General features: G+C 70.3%; 15 protein-coding genes and 1 pseudogene. 8 read left to right on the top strand and 8 right to left on the bottom strand.

Annotated features, from left to right (window positions below):
- Nucleotides 1-133: 133 nt before the first annotated feature.
- Both CCN51_RS37610 and CCN51_RS37605 read right to left on the bottom strand, forming a co-directional pair.
- Complete coding sequence (locus CCN51_RS37610) at nt 134-1,735, bottom strand: solute symporter family protein (RefSeq protein WP_014180734.1); 1,602 nt, start codon at nt 1,733-1,735, stop codon at nt 134-136.
- On the bottom strand, nt 1,732-2,088 hold the full coding sequence (locus CCN51_RS37605) for a DUF485 domain-containing protein (RefSeq protein ID WP_014180733.1): 357 nt from the start codon (nt 2,086-2,088) through the stop codon (nt 1,732-1,734). The genes CCN51_RS37610 and CCN51_RS37605 overlap by 4 nt, the downstream gene beginning before the upstream one ends.
- 272 nt (nt 2,089-2,360) lie before the next feature.
- Here CCN51_RS37605 and CCN51_RS37600 point away from each other — a divergent pair, with 272 nt between their 5' ends.
- The 7 genes from CCN51_RS37600 (at nt 2,361) to CCN51_RS37570 (ending at nt 9,430) form a co-directional block, all read left to right on the top strand.
- Entirely contained in the window at nt 2,361-3,935 is a 1,575-nt protein-coding gene (locus CCN51_RS37600) for a S8 family serine peptidase (RefSeq protein WP_043487870.1), read from the top strand.
- 73 nt (nt 3,936-4,008) lie between these two features.
- Entirely contained in the window at nt 4,009-5,553 is a 1,545-nt protein-coding gene (locus CCN51_RS37595; RefSeq protein ID WP_014180731.1) for a S8 family peptidase, read from the top strand.
- An 84-nt stretch (nt 5,554-5,637) separates the two neighbouring features.
- Complete coding sequence (locus CCN51_RS37590; protein WP_014180730.1) at nt 5,638-6,159, top strand: hypothetical protein; 522 nt, start codon at nt 5,638-5,640, stop codon at nt 6,157-6,159.
- Nucleotides 6,160-6,271: 112 nt separating this feature from the next.
- Nucleotides 6,272-7,261 (top strand): DEDDh family exonuclease, encoded by a 990-nt coding sequence (locus CCN51_RS37585; protein WP_043487868.1) that lies wholly within the window; start codon nt 6,272-6,274, stop codon nt 7,259-7,261.
- Between the two features lie 132 nt (nt 7,262-7,393).
- Nucleotides 7,394-7,627, top strand: coding sequence for a hypothetical protein (locus CCN51_RS37580; RefSeq protein ID WP_014180728.1), 234 nt, complete (start codon nt 7,394-7,396; stop codon nt 7,625-7,627).
- A gap of 131 nt (nt 7,628-7,758) precedes the next feature.
- Complete coding sequence (locus CCN51_RS37575) at nt 7,759-8,556, top strand: SURF1 family cytochrome oxidase biogenesis protein (protein ID WP_014180727.1); 798 nt, start codon at nt 7,759-7,761, stop codon at nt 8,554-8,556.
- A gap of 118 nt (nt 8,557-8,674) precedes the next feature.
- Nucleotides 8,675-9,430 carry an SDR family oxidoreductase gene (locus tag CCN51_RS37570; protein ID WP_043487866.1) on the top strand — a complete coding sequence of 252 codons (756 nt, stop codon included), beginning with the start codon at nt 8,675-8,677 and terminating at the stop codon, nt 9,428-9,430.
- Between the two features lie 64 nt (nt 9,431-9,494).
- On the opposite strand, the gene CCN51_RS37565 is transcribed toward CCN51_RS37570, so the two are convergent.
- Both CCN51_RS37565 and CCN51_RS37560 read right to left on the bottom strand, forming a co-directional pair.
- Nucleotides 9,495-9,968 carry a response regulator gene (locus CCN51_RS37565; protein WP_014180725.1) on the bottom strand — a complete coding sequence of 158 codons (474 nt, stop codon included), beginning with the start codon at nt 9,966-9,968 and terminating at the stop codon, nt 9,495-9,497.
- Complete coding sequence (locus CCN51_RS37560) at nt 9,965-14,188, bottom strand: HAMP domain-containing protein (protein WP_405384519.1); 4,224 nt, start codon at nt 14,186-14,188, stop codon at nt 9,965-9,967. The genes CCN51_RS37565 and CCN51_RS37560 overlap by 4 nt, the downstream gene beginning before the upstream one ends.
- A gap of 93 nt (nt 14,189-14,281) precedes the next feature.
- Here CCN51_RS37560 and CCN51_RS37555 point away from each other — a divergent pair, with 93 nt between their 5' ends.
- Nucleotides 14,282-16,090 (top strand): SpoIIE family protein phosphatase, encoded by a 1,809-nt coding sequence (locus tag CCN51_RS37555; protein ID WP_014180723.1) that lies wholly within the window; start codon nt 14,282-14,284, stop codon nt 16,088-16,090.
- 46 nt (nt 16,091-16,136) lie between these two features.
- Here CCN51_RS37555 and CCN51_RS37550 read toward each other — a convergent pair whose 3' ends face one another.
- The 4 genes and pseudogenes from CCN51_RS37550 to CCN51_RS37535 all read right to left on the bottom strand — a co-directional run.
- Nucleotides 16,137-16,916 carry an enoyl-CoA hydratase/isomerase family protein gene (locus tag CCN51_RS37550; protein WP_014180722.1) on the bottom strand — a complete coding sequence of 260 codons (780 nt, stop codon included), beginning with the start codon at nt 16,914-16,916 and terminating at the stop codon, nt 16,137-16,139.
- Nucleotides 16,917-17,033: 117 nt separating this feature from the next.
- A complete protein-coding gene (locus CCN51_RS37545) occupies nt 17,034-17,258 on the bottom strand; it encodes a helix-turn-helix domain-containing protein (protein WP_014180721.1) in 225 nt (74 codons plus the stop codon).
- Between the two features lie 359 nt (nt 17,259-17,617).
- A complete protein-coding gene (gene abc-f, locus CCN51_RS37540) occupies nt 17,618-19,216 on the bottom strand; it encodes a ribosomal protection-like ABC-F family protein (RefSeq protein ID WP_014180720.1) in 1,599 nt (532 codons plus the stop codon).
- Nucleotides 19,217-19,382: 166 nt separating this feature from the next.
- Nucleotides 19,383-19,607, bottom strand: a pseudogene (locus CCN51_RS37535) (hypothetical protein); the annotation flags it as partial.

Raw genomic sequence — 19,607 nt, 5'->3', positions numbered from 1 at the left:
TGCTCGGTGCTCGATGGCTTGGCGCTACGGTCAATTCTCCCGCAGCGTACGCGACGCCTGTGACATTCGAGGTTTCGCGCATCTCACCGCGCCGTCGGGCAGGTCCATGGCGGGGCCGCCGCCGAGCGAAGTGTCAGTGCGCGCCGTAGCCGGTGAGCGAGCGCACCTCCAGCTCGGCGTACTTGGCGTTGTCCGGCTTCTCCTTGGACAGCAGGGAGCCCACCCAGCCGAGCAGGAAGCCCAGCGGGATGGAGATCAGGCCGGGGTTCTCCAGCGGGAACCAGTGGAAGTCGACGTCCTTGAACATCGAGCTCTTCGGGTTGCCGGAGACGACCGGCGAGAAGAGCACCAGGAAGACTGAAGAGGCCAGCCCGCCGTAGATGGACCACAGCGCGCCCTGGGTGGTGAACCGCTTCCAGAACAGGCTGTAGAGGATCGTCGGAAGGTTGGCGGACGCGGCGACCGCGAAGGCCAGCGCGACGAGTCCGGCGACGTTCAGGTCCCGGGCGAAGACCCCGAGCACGATCGCGACGATACCGATGCCGACGGTCGCCCAGCGCGCGGCCTTGATCTCCTCCTCCTGTGTCGCCTCGCCCTTGCGGATGACGTTGGCGTACAGGTCATGGGCGAAGGAGGACGAGGAGGCGAGGGTGAGCCCGGCGACGACGGCGAGGATCGTCGCGAACGCCACCGCGGAGATCACGGCGAGCAGCACGGGGCCGCCGAGTTCGTCGGCGAGCAGGGGTGCGGCGGTGTTCCCGGCCGGGTTCGAATCGGTGATGGTCTTCTTGTCCAGCAGCGCGGCGGCGCCGAAGCCCAGTGCGATGGTCATCAGGTAGAACACGCCGATGATGCCGATCGCCCAGTTCACCGACTTACGGGCGGCCTTGGCCGTGGGGACGGTGTAGAAGCGGATGAGGATGTGCGGCAGGCCCGCGGTGCCGAGCACCAGGGCGAGGCCGAGGGAGATGAAGTCGAGCTTGGTGGTGCCGGTGGCCCCGTACTTCAGGCCCGGCTCCAGGAAGGCGTGGCCCATCTTGCTGTTCTTCGCCGCCTCGCCCAGCAGTTCGGACACGTTGAAGTCGAACTTCAGCAGCACCAGGAAGGTCATCAGCAGGGCGCCCGCGATCAGCATCACGGCCTTGACCATCTGCACCCAGGTGGTGCCCTTCATGCCGCCGATGGACACGTAAAGGATCATCACCACGCCGACGAGAACGACGATGAGGATCTTCCCGGCCTCATTGGTGATGCCCAGCAGCAGGGAGACCAGCACGCCCGCGCCGGCCATCTGGGCCAGCAGGTAGAAGATCGACACGACGATGGTGGAGACGCCCGCGGCGGTGCGGACCGGGCGCTGGCGCATCCGGTAGGCGAGTACGTCGCCCATCGTGTACCGGCCGGTGTTGCGCAGCGGCTCGGCGACCAGCAGCAGGGCGACCAGCCAGGCGACGAGGAAGCCGATCGAATACAGGAAGCCGTCGTAGCCGGTGAGCGCGATGGCGCCGGCGATGCCGAGGAAGGACGCGGCGGACATGTAGTCGCCGGAGATGGCCAGGCCGTTCTGGAAGCCGCTGAAGGAGCGGCCGCCGGCGTAGAAGTCGGTGGCGTCCTTGGTCTGGCGGCCGGCCCATACGGTGATGCCGAGGGTCGCGGCGACGAAGACCGAGAAGAGGGTGATGATCAGCGGCCGGTGGTCCGACGCGCTCTCTACCGCGAGCTGATGGATGCTCATGCGTCGCTCCCCATGCTGGACTTGATCGCCGCCGAGCGCGGATCGAGTTTGGCAGCGGCGTGGCGGGAGTACCACCAGGCGATGAGGAAGGTGGTCAGGAACTGGCCGAGGCCGAACACCAGGGCGACGTTGATGTTGCCGGCCACCTTGGTGTCCATGAAGCCGCCCGCGTAGTTGGACAGCAGGACGTACAGCAGGTACCAGCTGACGAACGCGATGGTGAGCGGAAAGGCGAACGAGCGGTGGGCGCGGCGCAGTTCGCCGAACTCCGCACTCGCTTGCACCTCGGCATACGGGGGATGTTCTTGCTGTCGCTGATCGCCAGGGCGATCGCTGGCCGGCGCGGTGTCCACGGTCTCTCCTGGTGGATGGCTTCTGACGGGACGTGATACGGCGTTTCTAGTGATCCAGATCACGCATGGTAGGGCGACGCCGGGCCGTTCAACAGAGGCTGGTAGTTGAAAGGAGGGAATAAGTCGACGGAGTGATTGACTCCGGGTACTGTGGCGCGTTTTCCTCCGGAATGCCTTGATGGGGGCCCTTGATCGACGATAGTTTCGCTCGTCATGTACCCGCCCACGCGCGACTCGCGCCGGGCGGTCTGTACGGATGATGTGGAGACCCCATGGCTCATCACAGACCGGCAGCACGTCCAGGCACCAGACGACGGCGCGCCCTGGCGGCGGTGCCGGCCGGGTTGGCGCTCACCGCGTCCCTCGTCCTGCTCCCCCAGGCGGCCTCGGCCATCCCCCGGGGCGCGCCGTCCTCTTCGGCCCTCACCTCTTCGGCCACGGCTGACGGCCCGTCGCTGTCGTACGTGGTCAACACCGCCGCCGACCACGGCACCGTCGGCGAGGTGAAGAAGGCGATCACGGCTTCACACGGCACGGTGGTGACCGCCTATGAACGAATAGGAGTCATCGTCGCCCATTCGAAGGACCCCGCTTTCGCCAAGACGATCCGTCAGGTACGCGGCGTCCAGTCGGCGGGCGCGACCCGCACCGCGCCGCTGACCCCGGCCGCCACCACCGAGGTCGGCAGGCCCGAGAAGGTGCCGGCGCCCCGGACTTCGGCGGCGACCGCGGCAAAGGCGCTGGCCGCCGGGCAGGAGCCGCTGGAGTCCCTGCAGTGGGACATCCCCGCCATCAAGGCCGATCAGGCCGCCAAGGTCAACCCGGGCAGCCGTAAGGTCACCGTCGCCGTCATCGACACCGGCGTCGACGACACCCACCCCGACCTGGCCCCCAACTTCTCCCGGTCCCAGTCGGCCAGTTGCGTCGGCGGCGTCGCCGACACCAGCCCGGGCGCCTGGCGCCCGTGGAACCCGGCCGAGGACTACCACGGCACGCATGTGGCCGGGGAGATCGCCGCCGCGCGCAACGGTGTGGGCGTGGCCGGTGTCGCGCCCGGGGTGAAGGTCTCCGCCATCAAGGTCAGCGAGCCGACGACGAGCCTGTTCTATGCGGAGAGCGTGGTGTGCGCCTTTGTCTTCGCGGCCGACCACGGCGTCGAGGTGACGAACAACAGCTACTTCGTCGACCCGTGGAAGTACAACTGCGCCGCCGACCCGGACCAGAAGGCGATCACCGACGCGGTCGGCCGGGCCACGGCGTACGCCCAGCGCAAGGGCGTGGTCAGCGTCGCCTCGGCGGGCAACTCCAACGACGACCTCGCGGCCGGCTCGCTCACCGACACCACGAGCCCCAACGACACCACCCCCGTGGAGCGCTCCGTCGACCCGTCGGTCTGCCCGGACGTGCCCACCCAGCTGCCCGGTGTCGTCACGGTCTCCGCGACCGGTGTCACGTCCCTGAAGTCGTACTACTCCAGCTACGGCCTGGGCCAGGTCGATGTGGCGGGCCCCGGCGGCGACAAGTACCAGGTGCCCGAGCTGCCCGCCAAGGACGGCCGGATCCTGTCCACCCTGCCCGGCGGCGACTACGGCTATCTGCAGGGCACCTCGATGGCCTCACCGCATGTGGCGGGGGTCGCGGCGCTGCTCAAGAGCGCACACCCCAAGGCGAGCCCGCAGGAGATCCAGTGGCTGCTGAAGGCGCAGGCGGACAACCCGGGCTGCCCCACCGGGCCGTACGACCCGGACGGTGACGGCGACACGGACGCCGTCTGCACCGGCACCGAGCACATCAACAGCTTCTACGGCTACGGCATCGTCGACGCGCTGGACGCGGTCGCCAAGTGAGCCATCGCCACATCGGCGTTCGCCCGTGACGCCGCACGCCCAAGCCCGCCCAACCACCAGAACCGGAGTACCCATGACGCCGCGCACCGCCGCGATACCCGCCGCCCTGACGCTCACCGCCGCCCTGGCCTTCCTGCCCACGACCGCCGCCACCGCCGTCGGCAGCTCCAGCGGCTCCGACAGCTCCGTCGGCGGCTCGGCCCGGGCCTCCGGCGCCGCGGCCGACGGCCCGTCGCTGAGCTACGTCGTCAACACCCGCCCCGGACACGGGAACGCGGCCCGGGTGAAGAAGGCCATCGCCAAGGCCGGGGGCAGCGTCGTCATGGCGTACGACCGGATCGGCGTCATCGTCGTCCACTCCGCCGACCCCGACTTCGCCAAGACGATCCGTCAGGTGCGCGGCGTCGCCTCCGCGGGCGCCACCCGCACCGCCCCGCTGCCCGCCCAGTCCACGACCGACACGGGCGCGCCGCAGATGCTGACCAAGGCGCAGCAGAAGGCCGTCGCCGCGCGGGCCGCCGCCGGTCAGGACCCGCTGGAGCCGCTGCAGTGGGACCTGCCCGCGATCAAGGCGGACAAGGCCCATGCGAAGAGCCTGGGCAGCCGGGACGTCACCGTGGGCGTGATCGACACCGGTGTGGACGACACCCACCCTGACCTCGCCCCGAACTTCGACCGCAAGGCGTCGGTCAACTGTGTCACCGGCAAGCCGAACACCGCCGACGGCGCCTGGCGGCCCTCGGCCTCCGAGAGCCCGCACGGCACCCATGTCGCCGGGGAGATCGCCGCCGCGAAGAACGGCATCGGCGTCACCGGGGTGGCCCCCGGGGTCAAGGTCTCCGGCATCAAGGTGTCCACGACCGACGGCTTCTTCTACACCGAGGCCGTGGTGTGCGGCTTCGTCTGGGCCGCCGAGCACGGTGTGGACGTCACCAACAACAGCTATTACACCGACCCCTGGTACTTCAACTGCACCACCGACCCGGACCAGAAGGCCCTGGTCGAGGCCGTCACCCGGGCCTCGCGGTACGCGGAGCGCAAGGGCGTGGTCAATGTGGCCGCGGCGGGCAACGAGAGCTACGACCTGGCCGCCGACTCCATCACCGACCCCTCCAGCCCCAACGACACCACCCCTGGCGACCGGGAGATCGACCCGCGCACCTGCCTGGACATCCCCACCCAGCTGCCGGGCGTGGTCACCGTGGCCTCGACCGGGGCCAAGGGGCTCAAGTCCTCCTTCTCCAACTACGGCCTCGGCGTGATCGACATCGCGGCCCCCGGCGGCGACAGCACCGTGTACCAGAAGCCGGCGCCCCCGGCGGAGAGCGGGCTCATCTACAACACCCTCCCCGGCGGCAAGTACGGCTACATGGCGGGCACCTCCATGGCCTCCCCGCATGTGGCCGGCGTCGCGGCGCTCATCAAGAGCACCCACCCGCACGCCTCCGCCGGGCAGGTCAAGGCGCTGCTCAAGGCCCAGGCCGACGACACCGCCTGCCCCGACCCGTACGACATCGACGGGGACGGCGAGGTCGACGGGGTGTGCGAGGGCACCGCCGCGTACAACGGCTTCTACGGGGCGGGGATCGCGGACGCCCTGGACGCGGTCACCAAGTAGGGCACTGACACAATGCACGGGCCGTCGGGCGGGCTCCGCCCGACGGCCCGTACGTATGCTCCGATGCCGCGAGAGGACCGTCCCGTGGACCGCGACGACGCCTGGGGGCCACCGCCCAGCCGTTCCAGGGCCCTGCTGGTGCCGCTGTTCCTGCTCACCGTGGTGGTTCTGCCGGTGTGGTGGGTGCTGCTGCTGGCGGTCTTTCTGGTCTTCCTCGCGTTCGCGATCGTCGGGGAGGTGCTGTCGCTGGTTCCCGGGTTCGAGAGGGGCTTCTTGCAGCTGATCGACTCATTCGGGGGCCGCGTGGAGATCTGGCCGCGCTGGTGTGTGACGCTCCCCGAGCTGCTGCACGAGGGCGATGCCGGCTTCTACCAAGCGCGCGTGGACAAGAGGCTCGCCGGGTGGACCCGTAAGGAAGAGGCGGCCCAGGCGGCCAGGAAAGCCCCGCCGCCCGGCCCGTACGACGTACCGCTGCGCGACTTCCGCGGCGTCGGCGCGGGCTATGTCGTCCAGGCGGCGCGCGGGCTGGGCTGGGAGCTGAGCCACGACCGGCACTCGGACCCGGAGCGCGTGGTCAGGCTGCGGCGGCTGCCGGTGGCGGCGTAAGCCCTTGGGGTGGGTTGCGGGGTGCCCGACAGGGCGTCAGGGCGGCTGTGAGGGCCGTGCGTTGGCCCCTGCTGGAGCGGACTGTCGGCGGCGGCCCGTATCCTCACTGACCATGCTCGAAGACCGCATGGCCGCCGCACCCTGGCTCGCATCGCCGCCCTCGCCGTGGCCGGCCGCCTATCCCGAGGGATACGCGGTCGTCGACGTGGAGACGACCGGGCTCGCCCGCGACGACCGGATCGTGTCCGCCGCGGTCTACCAACTGGACGCGCGCGGTGCCGTGCAGGACCACTGGTACACCCTGGTCAATCCGCAGCGCGACCCGGGCCCGGTGTGGATCCACGGCCTGACCAGCGACACCCTGGCCGACGCCCCGCTCTTTTCGGAGATCGCCGACGAGTTGGCCCAGCACCTGGACGGCCGGGTGCTGGTCGCGCACAACGCGGTCTTCGACTGGTCGATGCTGGCCCGGGAGTACGCGCGCGCGGGGAGCGCCGCGCCGGTGCGGCAGCGGCTGTGCACCATCGCGCTCTCCAAGGAGCTGGGCCTGCCGCTGCCCAACCACAAGCTGGAGTCCCTGGCCGCGCACTACGGGGTGGTCCAGGAGCGCGCCCACCACGCCCTGGACGACGCCCGGGTGCTCGCCGAGACCTTCCGGCCGAGTCTGCACGCGGCCGCCGCGGGCGGGCTGCGGCTGCCCCTGCTCGCCTGCCAGCCGCTGACCGAATGGTCCGACGCCCCCCGGCCGATCGGCTACCAGCGGTCGTACCGCGCGACCAGCTGGCGCGCCAGCCGCAAGCGCCCGGCCTGCCCCTACCCCAACCCGGGGCGCTACGAGCCGGACGGCCGGCTGGTCCAGGGCATGCGGGTGGCCTTCTCCGGCGACACCTCGATCGACCGCGAGCTGCTGGAGGACCAGGCGATCGAGGCCGGGCTGCACGTGGCGACCAGCGTCTCCCGGCTCACCAGCCTGCTGGTCACCAACGACCCGGAGGCCGCGACCTCCAAGATCACCAAGGCGCGCTCCTTCGACACCCCGGTCATCGACGAGGCGGCCTTCACCCAGCTGCTGCGGGATGTGGCCCCCGCACCCGACAAGTGAAGCCGGCGAACAAGTGAAGCCGGCGAACAAGTGAAGCCAGCAAACAGGTGAAATCGGCAAACAGGTGAAGTCGGCCCAACACGCCCGGCCGCCGCTCCCCCACCGCGACCCGCAGCCCGCACCCTGTGCCCCATGGCACGTTGCGAGGTCTGCGGAAACGACTACAACCTGACGTTCGAGGTGCACGCGCAGGGCGCGGTGCACGTCTTCGACTGCTTCTCCTGCGCCATCCACCGCATGGCGCCCATCTGCGAGCACTGCCGGTGCCAGATCATCGGCCAGGGCGTGGAGGTGGACGGCCACTTCTACTGCGGAGCCCACTGCTCCCGGGCGGAAGGGAAGGTGGGGATCATCGATCGCGTCTGAACCACATCTGGACGACATCTGAACCACATCTGACCGAAAACGTCCCGGATCGTCCCCCGCCGTCCCCTAGCCGTCTCCGACGGCCGGGGGGCGGTCCATGGCGGGAATGACCGGCGAGTACTGTCAAGGTCGTGTACCGCTTCCTGTTGTCCCGGCAGTGGGTGATCCTCACACTCGTGGGGCTCGTCCTGATCCCGGTCATGATCCGACTGGGCTACTGGCAGCTCCACCGGCATGAGCACCGGGTCGCGCAGAACCAGCTGATCGCCGACAACCTGGACGCTCGGGCCGTCCCCGTGGACCGGCTCACCGGGCCCGGACGCACCGTCGCCTACGACGAGATGTGGCGCACCGTGACCGCCGAGGGCCGGTACGACACCGGGCACGAGGTGGTCGTACGCCAGCGGACCGCCGCCGACGACCAGACCATCGGCTACTACGTGCTCACCCCGCTCGTCATGGACGACGGCCGGGCCGTCGTGGTCAACCGCGGCTGGATCCCGGCGGGCAACGACCTCACCCGCTTCCCCAAGGTGCCCGCCGCCCCCTCCGGCGAGATCACCGTCACCGGCCGCCTCAAGCGCGACGAGACGACCGGGAACAGCGGCATCAAGGACAAGAAGGGGCTGCCCGCCCGCCAGGTCATGCTGATCAACAGCGAGCAGGTGGCGAAGTCCCTGTCCGAGCCGGTCCTCGGCGGCTATATCGAGCTGACCAAGTCCTCCCCCAAGGGCAGCGGCCAGCCCGAGGTGGTCCCGGAGCCGGACCACAGCGGCATCGGCCCGCATATGGCGTATGCGATCCAGTGGTGGCTGTTCTCCGCGGGCGTGCCCATCGGCTGGGTGATCCTGGTCCGGCGCGAGCTGCGCGACCGGGCGGCCGCACGGGAGGCCGAGCCCGCACCGGAACCGGTCGCGGCCGGGGCCTGATCCGAAGCGCCTGCCCCGGAGCGCCCGACCCGGAGCGCCGCCTTCCTCTCGCTCTCCCGCCGACCGCTCTATCCGACCTCCCTTACGCTCGCCGAAGGCCCCACGGCAGACTGACCCCATGGATCTTGGACTCAAAGACCGGGTGTACGTCCTCACCGGAGCCAGCCGCGGGCTGGGCTTCGCGGCCGCCCGTGAGCTGGTCGCCGACGGTGCGAAGGTCGTGATCGCCGGCCGCGACGAGAAGACGGCGGCGGAGGCCGCCGCCGAGCTGGGCCCGAACGCCGTCGGCGTCGCGGCCGACAACGCCGACCCGGCCGTGGCCGAGCGCCTGATCGCCACCGCCCGTGACCGCTTCGGCGGCTTCGACGGCGTGCTGATCAGCGTCGGCGGGCCCCCGGCCGGCCTGACGGCGAACATCACCGACGAGCAGTGGCAGGCTGCCTTCGACTCCGTCTTTCTGGGCGCGGTCCGCCTGGCCCGCACCGCCGCCTCGGAGCTCTCCTCCGGCGGTGTGATCGGCTTCGTCCTCTCCGGCTCCGTGTACGAGCCGATCCCCGGCCTGACGGTCTCCAACGGGCTGCGGCCGGGGCTGGCGGGCTTCGCGAAGTCCCTCGCCTCGGAGGTGGGCCCGCAGGGCATCCGGGTCGTCGGCCTGCTGCCGGCCCGTATCGACACCGACCGGGTCCGCGAGCTGGACTCGCTGTCCGGCGACGCGGACGAGGCGCGGGCCCGCAACAGCGAGCAGATCCCGCTGCGCCGCTACGGCACACCGGAGGAGTTCGGCCGGGCGACGGCGTTCCTGCTCTCGCCCGCCGCGTCGTATCTGACCGGCGTCATGCTGCCGGTGGACGGCGGCGCGCTGCACGGCTTTTGAGCCGCACGGCTGACAGGTACGGAAGGAGGCCCGGCGGTACGCGCCGGGTCGCCCGCCCGGACCCTCATTCGCCGGGGGTCGCCGTGCGCAGGGTGTCCACGGTCCGTTCCAGCTCGGCGACCCGTTCGGCGAGCCGTCGGTTCTTGCGGTGCAGCTCCAGGAACACATTGACCTTGGTGCGCAGCAGCCAGGGGTCGAAGGGCTTGGTCACAAAGTCGGCGGCGCCGATCGCATAGCCCCGGTAGGCGTAGTCGGAGTCCGTGTCCTCCCCGGTCAGCAGGATGATCGGGACGTCTTTGGTCTGGTCGAGGCGCTTGATGGTGGCGGCCGTCTCGAAGCCGTCCATGCCCGGCATCAGGATGTCGAGCAGGACGGCCGCGAAGTCCTGCCGCAGCATGGCCTTCAGCGCCTCCTCTCCGGAGTGGGCGCGGACCAGCCGCAGATCGAGCGGGCCGAGGACGGCTTCCAGCGCGATCAGGTTCTCCTCCATGTCGTCGACGATCAGAATCGCCGACTTCTCGGGTGCGCCGCCACTCATGTCCGCCCCCGCCCCGGCGATCCGGTGTCCGCGGCATCGGCGTGGGCCGCGGCGGTCCCGCCGGGCGGGCTGCCCGGCGGATCGAGCAGATCGCAGACGGCCGACAGCAGCCGGTCGACGTCCACGGGCTTGGGGACGTAGTCGTTGGCGCCGCTGTCGATCGCCTTCTCGCGGTCGCCCGGCATGGCCTTGGCGGTGAGGGCGATGATCGGCAGGTCGGCGAGGCGGGGGGTGCCGCGGATGGCCCGGATCGTCTCGTAGCCGTCCATCTCCGGCATCATCACGTCCATCAGGACCAGGGAGACATCGGGGTTGCGGCTCAGCACCTCCAGGCCCTCACGGCCGTTCTCCGCGTATTTCACGGTCATGCCGACCCGGCCCAGCACATGGGTCAGCGCGAAGACGTTGCGGATGTCGTCGTCGACGACGAGGATGCGCCGCCCGTTCAGCACCCGGTGGGGGCGGCCGGACTGCCACTCACTGAGCCGGGTGGTCTCGGGCCAGGTCTCGTCGCGGCCGTCGCCGCCGGGCCGGCGCGAGACGCCCGTCAGGCTGGTCTCGTCGCCGAACACCCCGCTGGGCGCGTGGTCGGCGACGTCCGGCAGCTGCTCGTCCGGTGCGGGGGGCGCGGCCGGGACGGTGGAGCCGGTGGCCCGGGGGTCCGACGGGTCGGGCGCCGGGACGATACCGGCGTAGTGCGAGGGGACGTAGAGGGTGAAGCGGGAGCCGACGTTCACCTCGCTCTCGGCGACGATCCGGCCGCCCAGCATGCCGGCGATCTCCCGGCTGATGGACAGGCCGAGCCCGGTGCCGCCGTACTTGCGGCTGGTGGTGCCGTCGGACTGCTGGAACGCCTCGAAGATCACGGACAGCTTCTCGGGCGGGATGCCGATACCGGTGTCGGTGACGGAGAAGGCCACGACGGCGTCCGCGGACCGCAGCGTCTCCTCGCTGAACTTCTCTCCGGGCGCCCGCTCCACGTGCAGCTTCACCCCGCCCGATGAGGTGAACTTGAGCGCGTTGGAGAGCAGGTTGCGCAGAATCTGCTGGAGCCGCTGCTCGTCGGAGAACATCTCGCGCGGCACATCCTCGCCGACGGTGATCTCGAAGGACAGGCCCCGGTCGACGGCCAGCGGCCGGAAGGTCGCGTTGACGTAGTCCAGCAGCTTGACCACCGGCAGCTTCTTGGCGCGGACGTCCATCCGGCCCGCCTCGATCTTCGACAGATCGAGGATGTCGTTGATCAGCTGGAGCAGATCGGAGCCGGAGCGGTGGATGGTGGTGGCGAACTGCTCCTCCTGCTCGGACAGCCGCCCGTCGGGGTTGTCGGCGAGCAGCCGGGCCAGGATGAGCAGCGAGTTGAGCGGGGTCCGCAGCTCATGCGACATATTGGCCAGGAACTCGGACTTGTACTGCGAGGCGGTGGCCAGCAGTGCGGCCTTCTCCTCCAGCTCCGCGTTGGAGCGCTGGAGCTCGTTGGAGCGCTGGCGCAGCTCGGTGGTGAGCCGCTGGGACTCCGACAGCAGGGACTCGGTACGGGCGTTGGCGATGATGGTGTTGATCGAGACGCCGATGGTGTTGACGAACTGGTCGACGAAGGCCAGGTGGACCTCGCTGAACCGGCTGAAGGAGGCCAGCTCGATCACTCCGAGCACCTGGTCCTCGTACTGGATCGGCAGGATGACGACGCTGGCCGGGAGCGCGGACCCGAGCCCGGAGTCGATGGAGATGAAGTCCGGTGGGACGTCGGTGACCAGGATGCGCTTCTTCTCGATGGCCGCCTGGGCGATCAGCCCGCGGCCCGCCGCCTCGCGCTTGGGCAGCTGACCCTTGTCGGGGTTGGTGCCGTAGCCGGCGATGAACTCGAGGCCCTCGCCCGGTTTGGCGCCGGCCTCGGTGAGGAAGAAGGCCCCGAACTGGGCGTTGACCAGCGGAGTCAGCTCGCGCAGGATCAGGTCGGCGACCTCGACCAGATCACGGTGGCCCTGCATCAGGGAGGCGATACGGGCGAGGTTGGACTCCAGCCAGTCCTTGGCCCTGGTGGTCTCGCGCAGATTGGCCACCATGAGGTTGACGTTGTGCTTGAGCTCGGCGACCTCGCCCTGTGCCTCGACCGAGACGGCCCCGGACATATCGCCCTGGGCGACGGCGGAGGCGACCTCGGCGATGGCCCGCACTTGGGTGGTCAGGTTCAGGGCGAGCTCGTTGACGCTGGTGGTCAGCCGCTTCCAGGTGCCGTAGACCGCCTCGACACGGGCCTGGCCGCCCAGCCGGCCCTCGCTGCCGACCTCACGGGCGACCCGGGTGACCTCGGAGGAGAACGAGGAGAGCGTGTCGACCATCGTGTTGATGGTGGTCTTGAGCTCCAGGATCTCGCCGCGCGCGTCCACGTCGATCTTCTTGGACAGATCGCCCTGGGCGACCGCGGTGGCGACCTGGGCGATGTTACGGACCTGGGAGGTCAGGTTGGACGCCATGAAGTTGACGTTGTCCGTCAGGTCCTTCCACACCCCGGAGACGCCCGGTACCTGGGCCCGCCCGCCGAGCTCGCCCTCGGTGCCGACGTCGCGGGCGACCCGGGTGACCTCGTCGGCGAACGCCCGAAGCTGCTCGACCATGGTGTTCACGGTGTCCTTCAGCTCCAGGATCTCACCCCGGGCGTCCACGGTGATCTTCTTCGACAGGTCGCCATTGGCCACCGCCGTGGTCACCTGGGCGATGTTGCGCACCTGCGACGTCAGGTTCAGCGCCATGAAGTTGACGTTGTCGGTGAGCTCCTTCCACACCCCGGAGACCCCGCGGACCTGCGCCTGGCCGCCCAGGTTGCCCTCGGTGCCGACCTCGCGGGCCACGCGGGTGACCTCGTCGCCGAACGCGGAGAGCCGGTCGACCATCGTGTTGATCGTCGACTTGAGCTCCAGGATCTCGCCCTTGGCCTCCACCGTGATCGTCTTGCTGAGGTCTCCCTCCGCCACCGCGGTGGCGACCTGGGCGATGTTGCGGACCTGGGAGGTGAGGTTGTCCGCCATGAAGTTGACGTTCTCGGTCAGGTCCTTCCACACGCCCGAGACCCCGCGGACCTGGGCCCGGCCGCCCAGCTCCCCCTCCGTACCGACCTCACGGGCCACCCGCGTGACCTCGTCCGCGAACGCCGACAGCTGATCGACCATCGTGTTCACGGTCAGCTTCAGCTGAAGGATCTCGCCCCGGGCGTCCACGGTGATCTTCTGCGAGAGGTCGCCGTTGGCCACCGCCGTGGTCACCTGGGCGATGTTCCGTACCTGCGAGGTCAGGTTGGACGCCATGAAGTTGACGTTGTCCGTCAGGTCCTTCCACACCCCCGATACGCCCCGAACCTGGGCCCGGCCGCCCAGCTCCCCCTCCGTACCGACCTCACGGGCCACCCGCGTGACCTCGTCCGCGAACGCCGACAGCTGATCGACCATCGTGTTCACGGTCAGCTTCAGCTCCAGCAGCTCCCCGGTGGCCTCGACGGTCACCTGCCGGGTGAGGTCGCCGCGCGCGACCGCCGTGGTCACCGCGGCGATGTCCCGGACCTGGGCCGTCAGCCGGGAGGCCATCGTGTTGACGGCCTCGGTGACCTCGCGCCAGTCGCCGGACAGCCCCTGGACCTTGGCCCGGCCGCCGAGCCGGCCCTCGGTGCCGACCTCGCGGGCGACGCGGGTGAGCTCGCCGGTGAACAGCGACAGCTGATCCACCGTGCGGTTGACGCCGCGCCCGAGCCGGCGCAGATCGCCACGCAACTGACGATTGCCGTCGTGCAGGTCGACCCGTTTGGTCAGATCGCCCGCGGCGACCGCGTCCAGCACCTGTGTGGCGTTCGAGACGGGGCCGACGAGCGCGTCCACCAGCTGATTCGCCGCGTCAACACTGGTCGTCCAGGCCCCTTGGCCGGGGCTGGCCGTGATCCGCTCGTCGAGTCTGCCCTGCCGTACCACTTCGCGGCGCACCCGCTGCAGTTCCGAGGCCAGATGGGCGTTTCGCACCACGAGTTGGTTGAACGCCCCGGCCATCTCGCCGAGTGTGCCCTCTTCCGCGCTGTTGGCGCGTACGGAGAAGTCCCCGTCGCACAATGCCTGCATCGCACCCAGCAGGGACCGCAAGCCTGCCGCGCTCACCCGCTCCTCGCCCGGCGCGAGGCCCGGGGATTCGGGGCGGATGTCGGAGCGGATGCCCATGGGTGTCGGGTCATTTGCCATGACATCGTCTCTTATAGATCGATTCGCACGCCTGTGCCTGTCATAATATGGCACCGAAATGACCTAATCGCCCCGAAGTGCCAGGAGCAGCTGGTGGGAGCCTTGCTTCCTCTCTCGCGGGAGTCCGTCTCGCGGACCATGCTGCCCGGGACCGTGGGGGCGCCCGCCGCGGCGCGCGCGTTTGTGCGCACCACGCTCACGGGACCGGGCGCGTCGGCGGTCCTCGGGCCGCGCCCGCTCGGCGACCGGCTGACCGAGGACGCCGTGCTCCTGGTCAGCGAGCTGGTCACCAACGCCGTGCTGCACGCGGGCACCGAGATCGAGGTCGTCTGCCGACTCCAGACCACGCCCCCGGGCGTCGTCGTCGAAGTGAGCGACCTCCACCCCGCCAGCGCGGTGTACGGCGGCCAGGACACCCGGCGCCGAGGCCGCGGCCTCCAGCTGATGGGCGCCCTCGCGGAGTCCTGGGGCGTGACGTACCACCGCACCCGCAAGGCGGTGTGGTTCCGGCTGGACGCCGCGCGGGAGGGGTCCGGGGCCGATGCCCTCTCGGTCGACGCGGTGGGCAGCGAAGTGCGCTTCGCCAAAGCCCTCGCCCCGGCCGCGCCACCGCGGCACCGGGAAGGCTCCGGTGGGTGGGTGGACCGCGGCGGACCGTCGTTCCTCGCGGAGGCCAGCGACCTCCTCGCCGGACAGCTGGACGAGAACATGGTCGCCGCCCTCGCCGGGCAGCTCCTGGTGCCCCGGCTCGCCGACTGGTGCGCGGTATGGCTGAGCACCGAGGGCCACAGGCTGCGGCTGTCCCGCGTATGGCACAGCGACGAGCGCCGCAACGACGCGCTCCGGCTGGCGCTCGAGAGCCACCCGCCGCCCACCGGACTCGACCTCTCGGGCACCCCCTGGCCCTGGCCCGAGCCCGCGGACGGCCGTGACGCGGGCGGGGCCGCGCTGGCATTCCCGCTGCTCGCCCAGGGCCGCAACCACGGCGTACTGCTGCTGGGCCGGGCGGGCGTGACCCAGCTGAGCGAGGGCGTGGCACGGCTGTCGGGCGATGTGGCCCGGCGGGTGGCCCAGGCGGTGGCCACCGCCCGGCGCTACACCCGGCAGGCGACCATCAGCCGGGCGCTCCAGCGTCGGCAGCTGCCCACCTCCCTCGCCCATATCCCGGGCGTCGACACGGCGATCGTGTACGAGCCGCACGGCGAGGAGCAGACCGTCGGCGGCGACTTCTACGACCTGTTCCCGATGGGCGGCCGCCGCTGGTGCTTCCTGCTCGGCGATGTATGCGGCAGCGACCCGGAGGCGATGTCCGTGACCGGTCTGGCCCGCCATCTGGTCCGGCTGCTGGCCCGCGAGGGTCACGGCGTCGAGTCGGTGCTCTCCCGGCTGAACCAGGCGCTGGTGGAGGAGGGCGCCGAGGCCGTGGCCGTCGGCGGCGAACAGGCCAGGCCGCGCTTCCTGAGCCTGCTGTACGGCGAGCTGCAGCCCGACCCGGCCACGGGCGGCGCCCACTGCACGCTGGCCAGCGCCGGACACCCGCTGCCGCTGCGGCTGACCGCCGAGGGCTCGGTGGTCACCACGGGCAGCAACCAGATGCTGCTGGGCATCGACGAGAGCGCCGAGTTCCACGCCGACAGCTTCGACCTGGCGCTCGGCGAGACGCTGCTGTGCGTCACCGACGGGGTGACCGAGCGGCGCAGCGGCAACCGGCAGCTGGACGACGACGACGGCCTCGCCGACATCCTGCGGGGATGCATGGGCCTGAGCGCCAAGGCGGTGGCGGAACGGGTCCGGCGCGCCGCCCATGACTTCGGCCCCGAACCGATCGACGACGACCTCGCGGTGCTCGTACTCGAAGCGGTGCCGATGCGGCCGGTACCGGTGCGGATGGCGCCGCTGTAGCCGGTGCGGCGAGGTACCGGTACGGATGGCGCCGCTGTAGCCGGTGTTACTCGCCCAGCCCCGCCAGGTCGCGCAGCCGCCGGGCCTGTGCGGCGCGCTCGGCGGCGCGCTGCTCCTCGTACGTCCGCTCCCCCGCCCCGCGCAGCAGCGCCTTGGTCTCGATCACGGCGTCGCGGGGTGCGGCGAGCAGCGCCGCGGTCAGATCCCGGACCGCGGCGTCCAGTTCCGCGGCGGGTACGACCAGATTGGCCAGGCCGGTGCGCTCGGCCTCCTCGGCGTGGACGAAGCGCCCGGTCAGGCAGATCTCCAGGGCGCGGGCGTAGCCCACGAGGGAGACCAGCGGATGGGTGCCGGTGAGGTCGGGGACCAGCCCGAGGCTGGTCTCGCGCATCGCGAACTGCACATCGTCAGCGCAGACCCGCAGGTCACAGGCGAGGGCCAGTTGGAAGCCCGCACCGATGGCATGGCCCTGGACGGCGGCGACGGAGATGAGGTCGTGCCGCCGCCACCAGGTGAACGCCTCCTGATACCCGGCGATGACGGCGTCCAGCTCCGGGTCGGAGCGGCGGGCCAGCTCAGGGAAGGACGGCTCGCCGTCGAACCCTTCGGGCGTGAACGCCTGCCGGTCGAGCCCCGCGGAGAAGGACTTGCCCTCGGCACGCAGCACCACCACCCGCACGCTGCCCGGCAGCGCCTGTCCGGCCTCGGCCAGGGCGCGCCAGGTCGCGGGCGACTGGGCGTTCCGCTTGTCGGGGTTGGTCAGGGTCACCGTGGCGATCGCGTCGTCAGCGGTGAGGTGAACGCCATCCTTGTCCAGCAGGGTCACAGAAGCCTCCGGTGGGTGCGGTCACACGACTAAGTGACTGCACAGTAACCACCCGGCCGACGGTCCGATCAACCGGGTGGCACCGCTCATACCCACCGGTACGACATGTCTGGGGTGTCAGGCCGGTGTTGCGGCCTTCTTGCCCCGTGTCGCTCCACCGCGACCACGCAGGGCCACGCCGGACTCACTGAGCATCCGGTGGACGAATCCGTAGGAGCGGCCGGTCTCCTCGGCCAGCGCCCGGATACTCGCACCGGAGTCGTACTTCTTTTTCAGGTCTGCCGCGAGCTTTTCGCGCGCGGCGCCGGTCACCCGGCTGCCCTTCTTCAGAGTCTCGGCCACCCGTGCCTCCTCATGGGAAGTGCGCTCTGGACTCTCATGATCACCCCTAGGCGGCTTCCTGGCCACCCATTCGGCAAGGTCTCTGGAGGAAGGCTTTCCCGAATTGATGGGGTGATCGCCCCCGGAATTGAAGATTCCGCAGGCAGTCGCGCTCAGAAACGGTCCACATGATGGACGAACCGGCAGGTCAGGCCGTCGATGGTCGCGATCGCACCAGCGCACGCCGGCGCGCGGCACGCTTTATGCGCCGGTCACTGACGACGCGCCGCGGTACCAGCCGTTCTCACTCAGATGAAGGATCACGCCTAGGCCGAATGATCTATGGCGCATGATCTACGAGGGAGCGGATCCGTAGCGGCTCAGGCGAGCGCGACGAGGTCCGCGTAGTCCTCGCCCCACAGGTCCTCCACGCCGTCCGGCAGCAGAATGATCCGCTCCGGCTGCAGCGCGTCGACCGCGCCCTCGTCGTGGGTGACCAGCACCACCGCACCCGTGAAGGTGCGCAGCGCGCCAAGGATCTCCTCGCGGCTGGCCGGGTCGAGGTTGTTGGTGGGCTCGTCGAGCAGCAGGACGTTGGCCGAGGAGACCACGAGCGTGGCCAGCGCGAGCCGGGTCTTCTCACCGCCGGACAGCACGCCCGCCGGCTTGTCGACATCGTCGCCGGAGAAGAGGAAGGACCCCAGGGTCTTGCGGATGTCCACGAGGTCGAGGTCAGGTGCGGCCGAGCGCATGTTCTCCAGGACCGTACGGTCCGGGTCCAGCGTCTCGTGCTCCTGCGCGTAATAGCCGAGCTTGAGACCGTGGCCGGGGGTGACCTGCCCGGTGTCCGGCTTCTCGACCCCGGCCAGCAGCCGCAGCAGGGTCGTCTTGCCCGCACCGTTGAGCCCCAGGATGACCACCCGCGAGCCCCGGTCGACGGCCAGGCCGACATCGGTGAAGATCTCCAGCGAGCCGTACGACTTGGACAGGCCCTCGGCGGCCAGGGGCGTCTTGCCGCACGGGGCCGGGTCCGGGAAGCGGAGCTTGGCGACCTTGTCGGACTGCCGCACCGATTCAAGGCCGGACAGCAGCTTCTCGGCACGGCGGGCCATGTTCTGCGCGGCCACCGTCTTGGTGGCCTTGGCGCGCATCTTGTCCGCCTGGGAATTGAGCGCCGCGGCCTTCTTCTCCGCGTTGGCCCGCTCCCGCTTGCGGCGCTTCTCGTCGGCCTCGCGCTGGGCCTGGTAGAGCTTCCAGCCCATGTTGTAGATGTCGATGACCGAGCGGTTGGCGTCCAGGTAGAAGACCTTGTTGACGACCGTCTCGACCAGGTCCACATCGTGGGAGATGACGATGAAGCCGCCGCGGTAGGTCTTCAGGTAGTCCCGCAGCCAGATGATGGAGTCGGCGTCGAGGTGGTTGGTCGGCTCGTCCAGGAGCAGGACGTCGGAGTCCGAGAAGAGGATCCGGGCCAGCTCGACCCGGCGGCGCTGACCGCCGGAGAGCGTATGCAGAGGCTGACCGAGCACGCGGTCGGGCAGCCCGAGGCTGGCGGCGATGGTCGCGGCCTCCGCCTCGGCGGCGTAACCGCCCTTGGTGAGGAACTCGGTCTCCAGCCGCTCGTACTTCTTCATCGCTCGCTCGCGGGTGGCGCCCTTGCCGTTCGCCATCCGGTCCTCGTTCTCGCGCATCTTGCGGAGCACGGAGTCCAGCTCGCGGGCGGAGAGGATGCGGTCGCGGGCGAGCACGTCGAGATCGCCGGTGCGCGGGTCCTGGGGCAGATAGCCGACCTGGCCGGAGCGGGTGATGGTGCCGGAGGCCGGGATGCCCTCACCGGCCAGGCACTTGGTGAGGGTGGTCTTGCCCGCGCCATTGCGCCCGACGAGGCCGATGCGATCGCCCTTGGCGACGCGGAAGGAGGCGGACTCGATGAGGACACGGGCGCCGGCGCGCAACTCGATGCCGGAGGCGGTGATCACGGGAATTACTCCAGGGCAGGGTGGACGGCTGGACGGACGGGCGAAAAGAGGCCGACGCCGTCTAATGCTCGAGGAGAATTGCCATGCGATTAGTTTAGCGGGGCCCGCAAGGGCTTTTTCCCGGCCCGGGCGGACCTCCGGTGTACGGGGCGGGGGTCCGGGCTGGTCAGGCCCCGCCTGTGTGTACCTGGAAGGCCGCGCGGCGGACCGCCTTGGCGAGGGACGGGTCGGGGTGGGCGGCGGCCAGTGCGACAAGGACCTGCACGGTGCGGGGGTGGCCCACGGCCCGTACCTCGTCCAGCAGCGCCGGGACCGTGCCCTGCACGGCGGACTCCAGATGGCGCACGAGCAGCGGGCTCTCGCCATGGTCGGACACGGCCGCGGCCGTGTC

It is taken from the genome of Streptomyces milbemycinicus, assembly GCF_002154605.1.
Classification (GTDB): Bacteria; Actinomycetota; Actinomycetes; order Streptomycetales; family Streptomycetaceae; genus Streptomyces; species Streptomyces milbemycinicus.
This window is presented reverse-complemented; position numbering and strand designations above follow the sequence as displayed.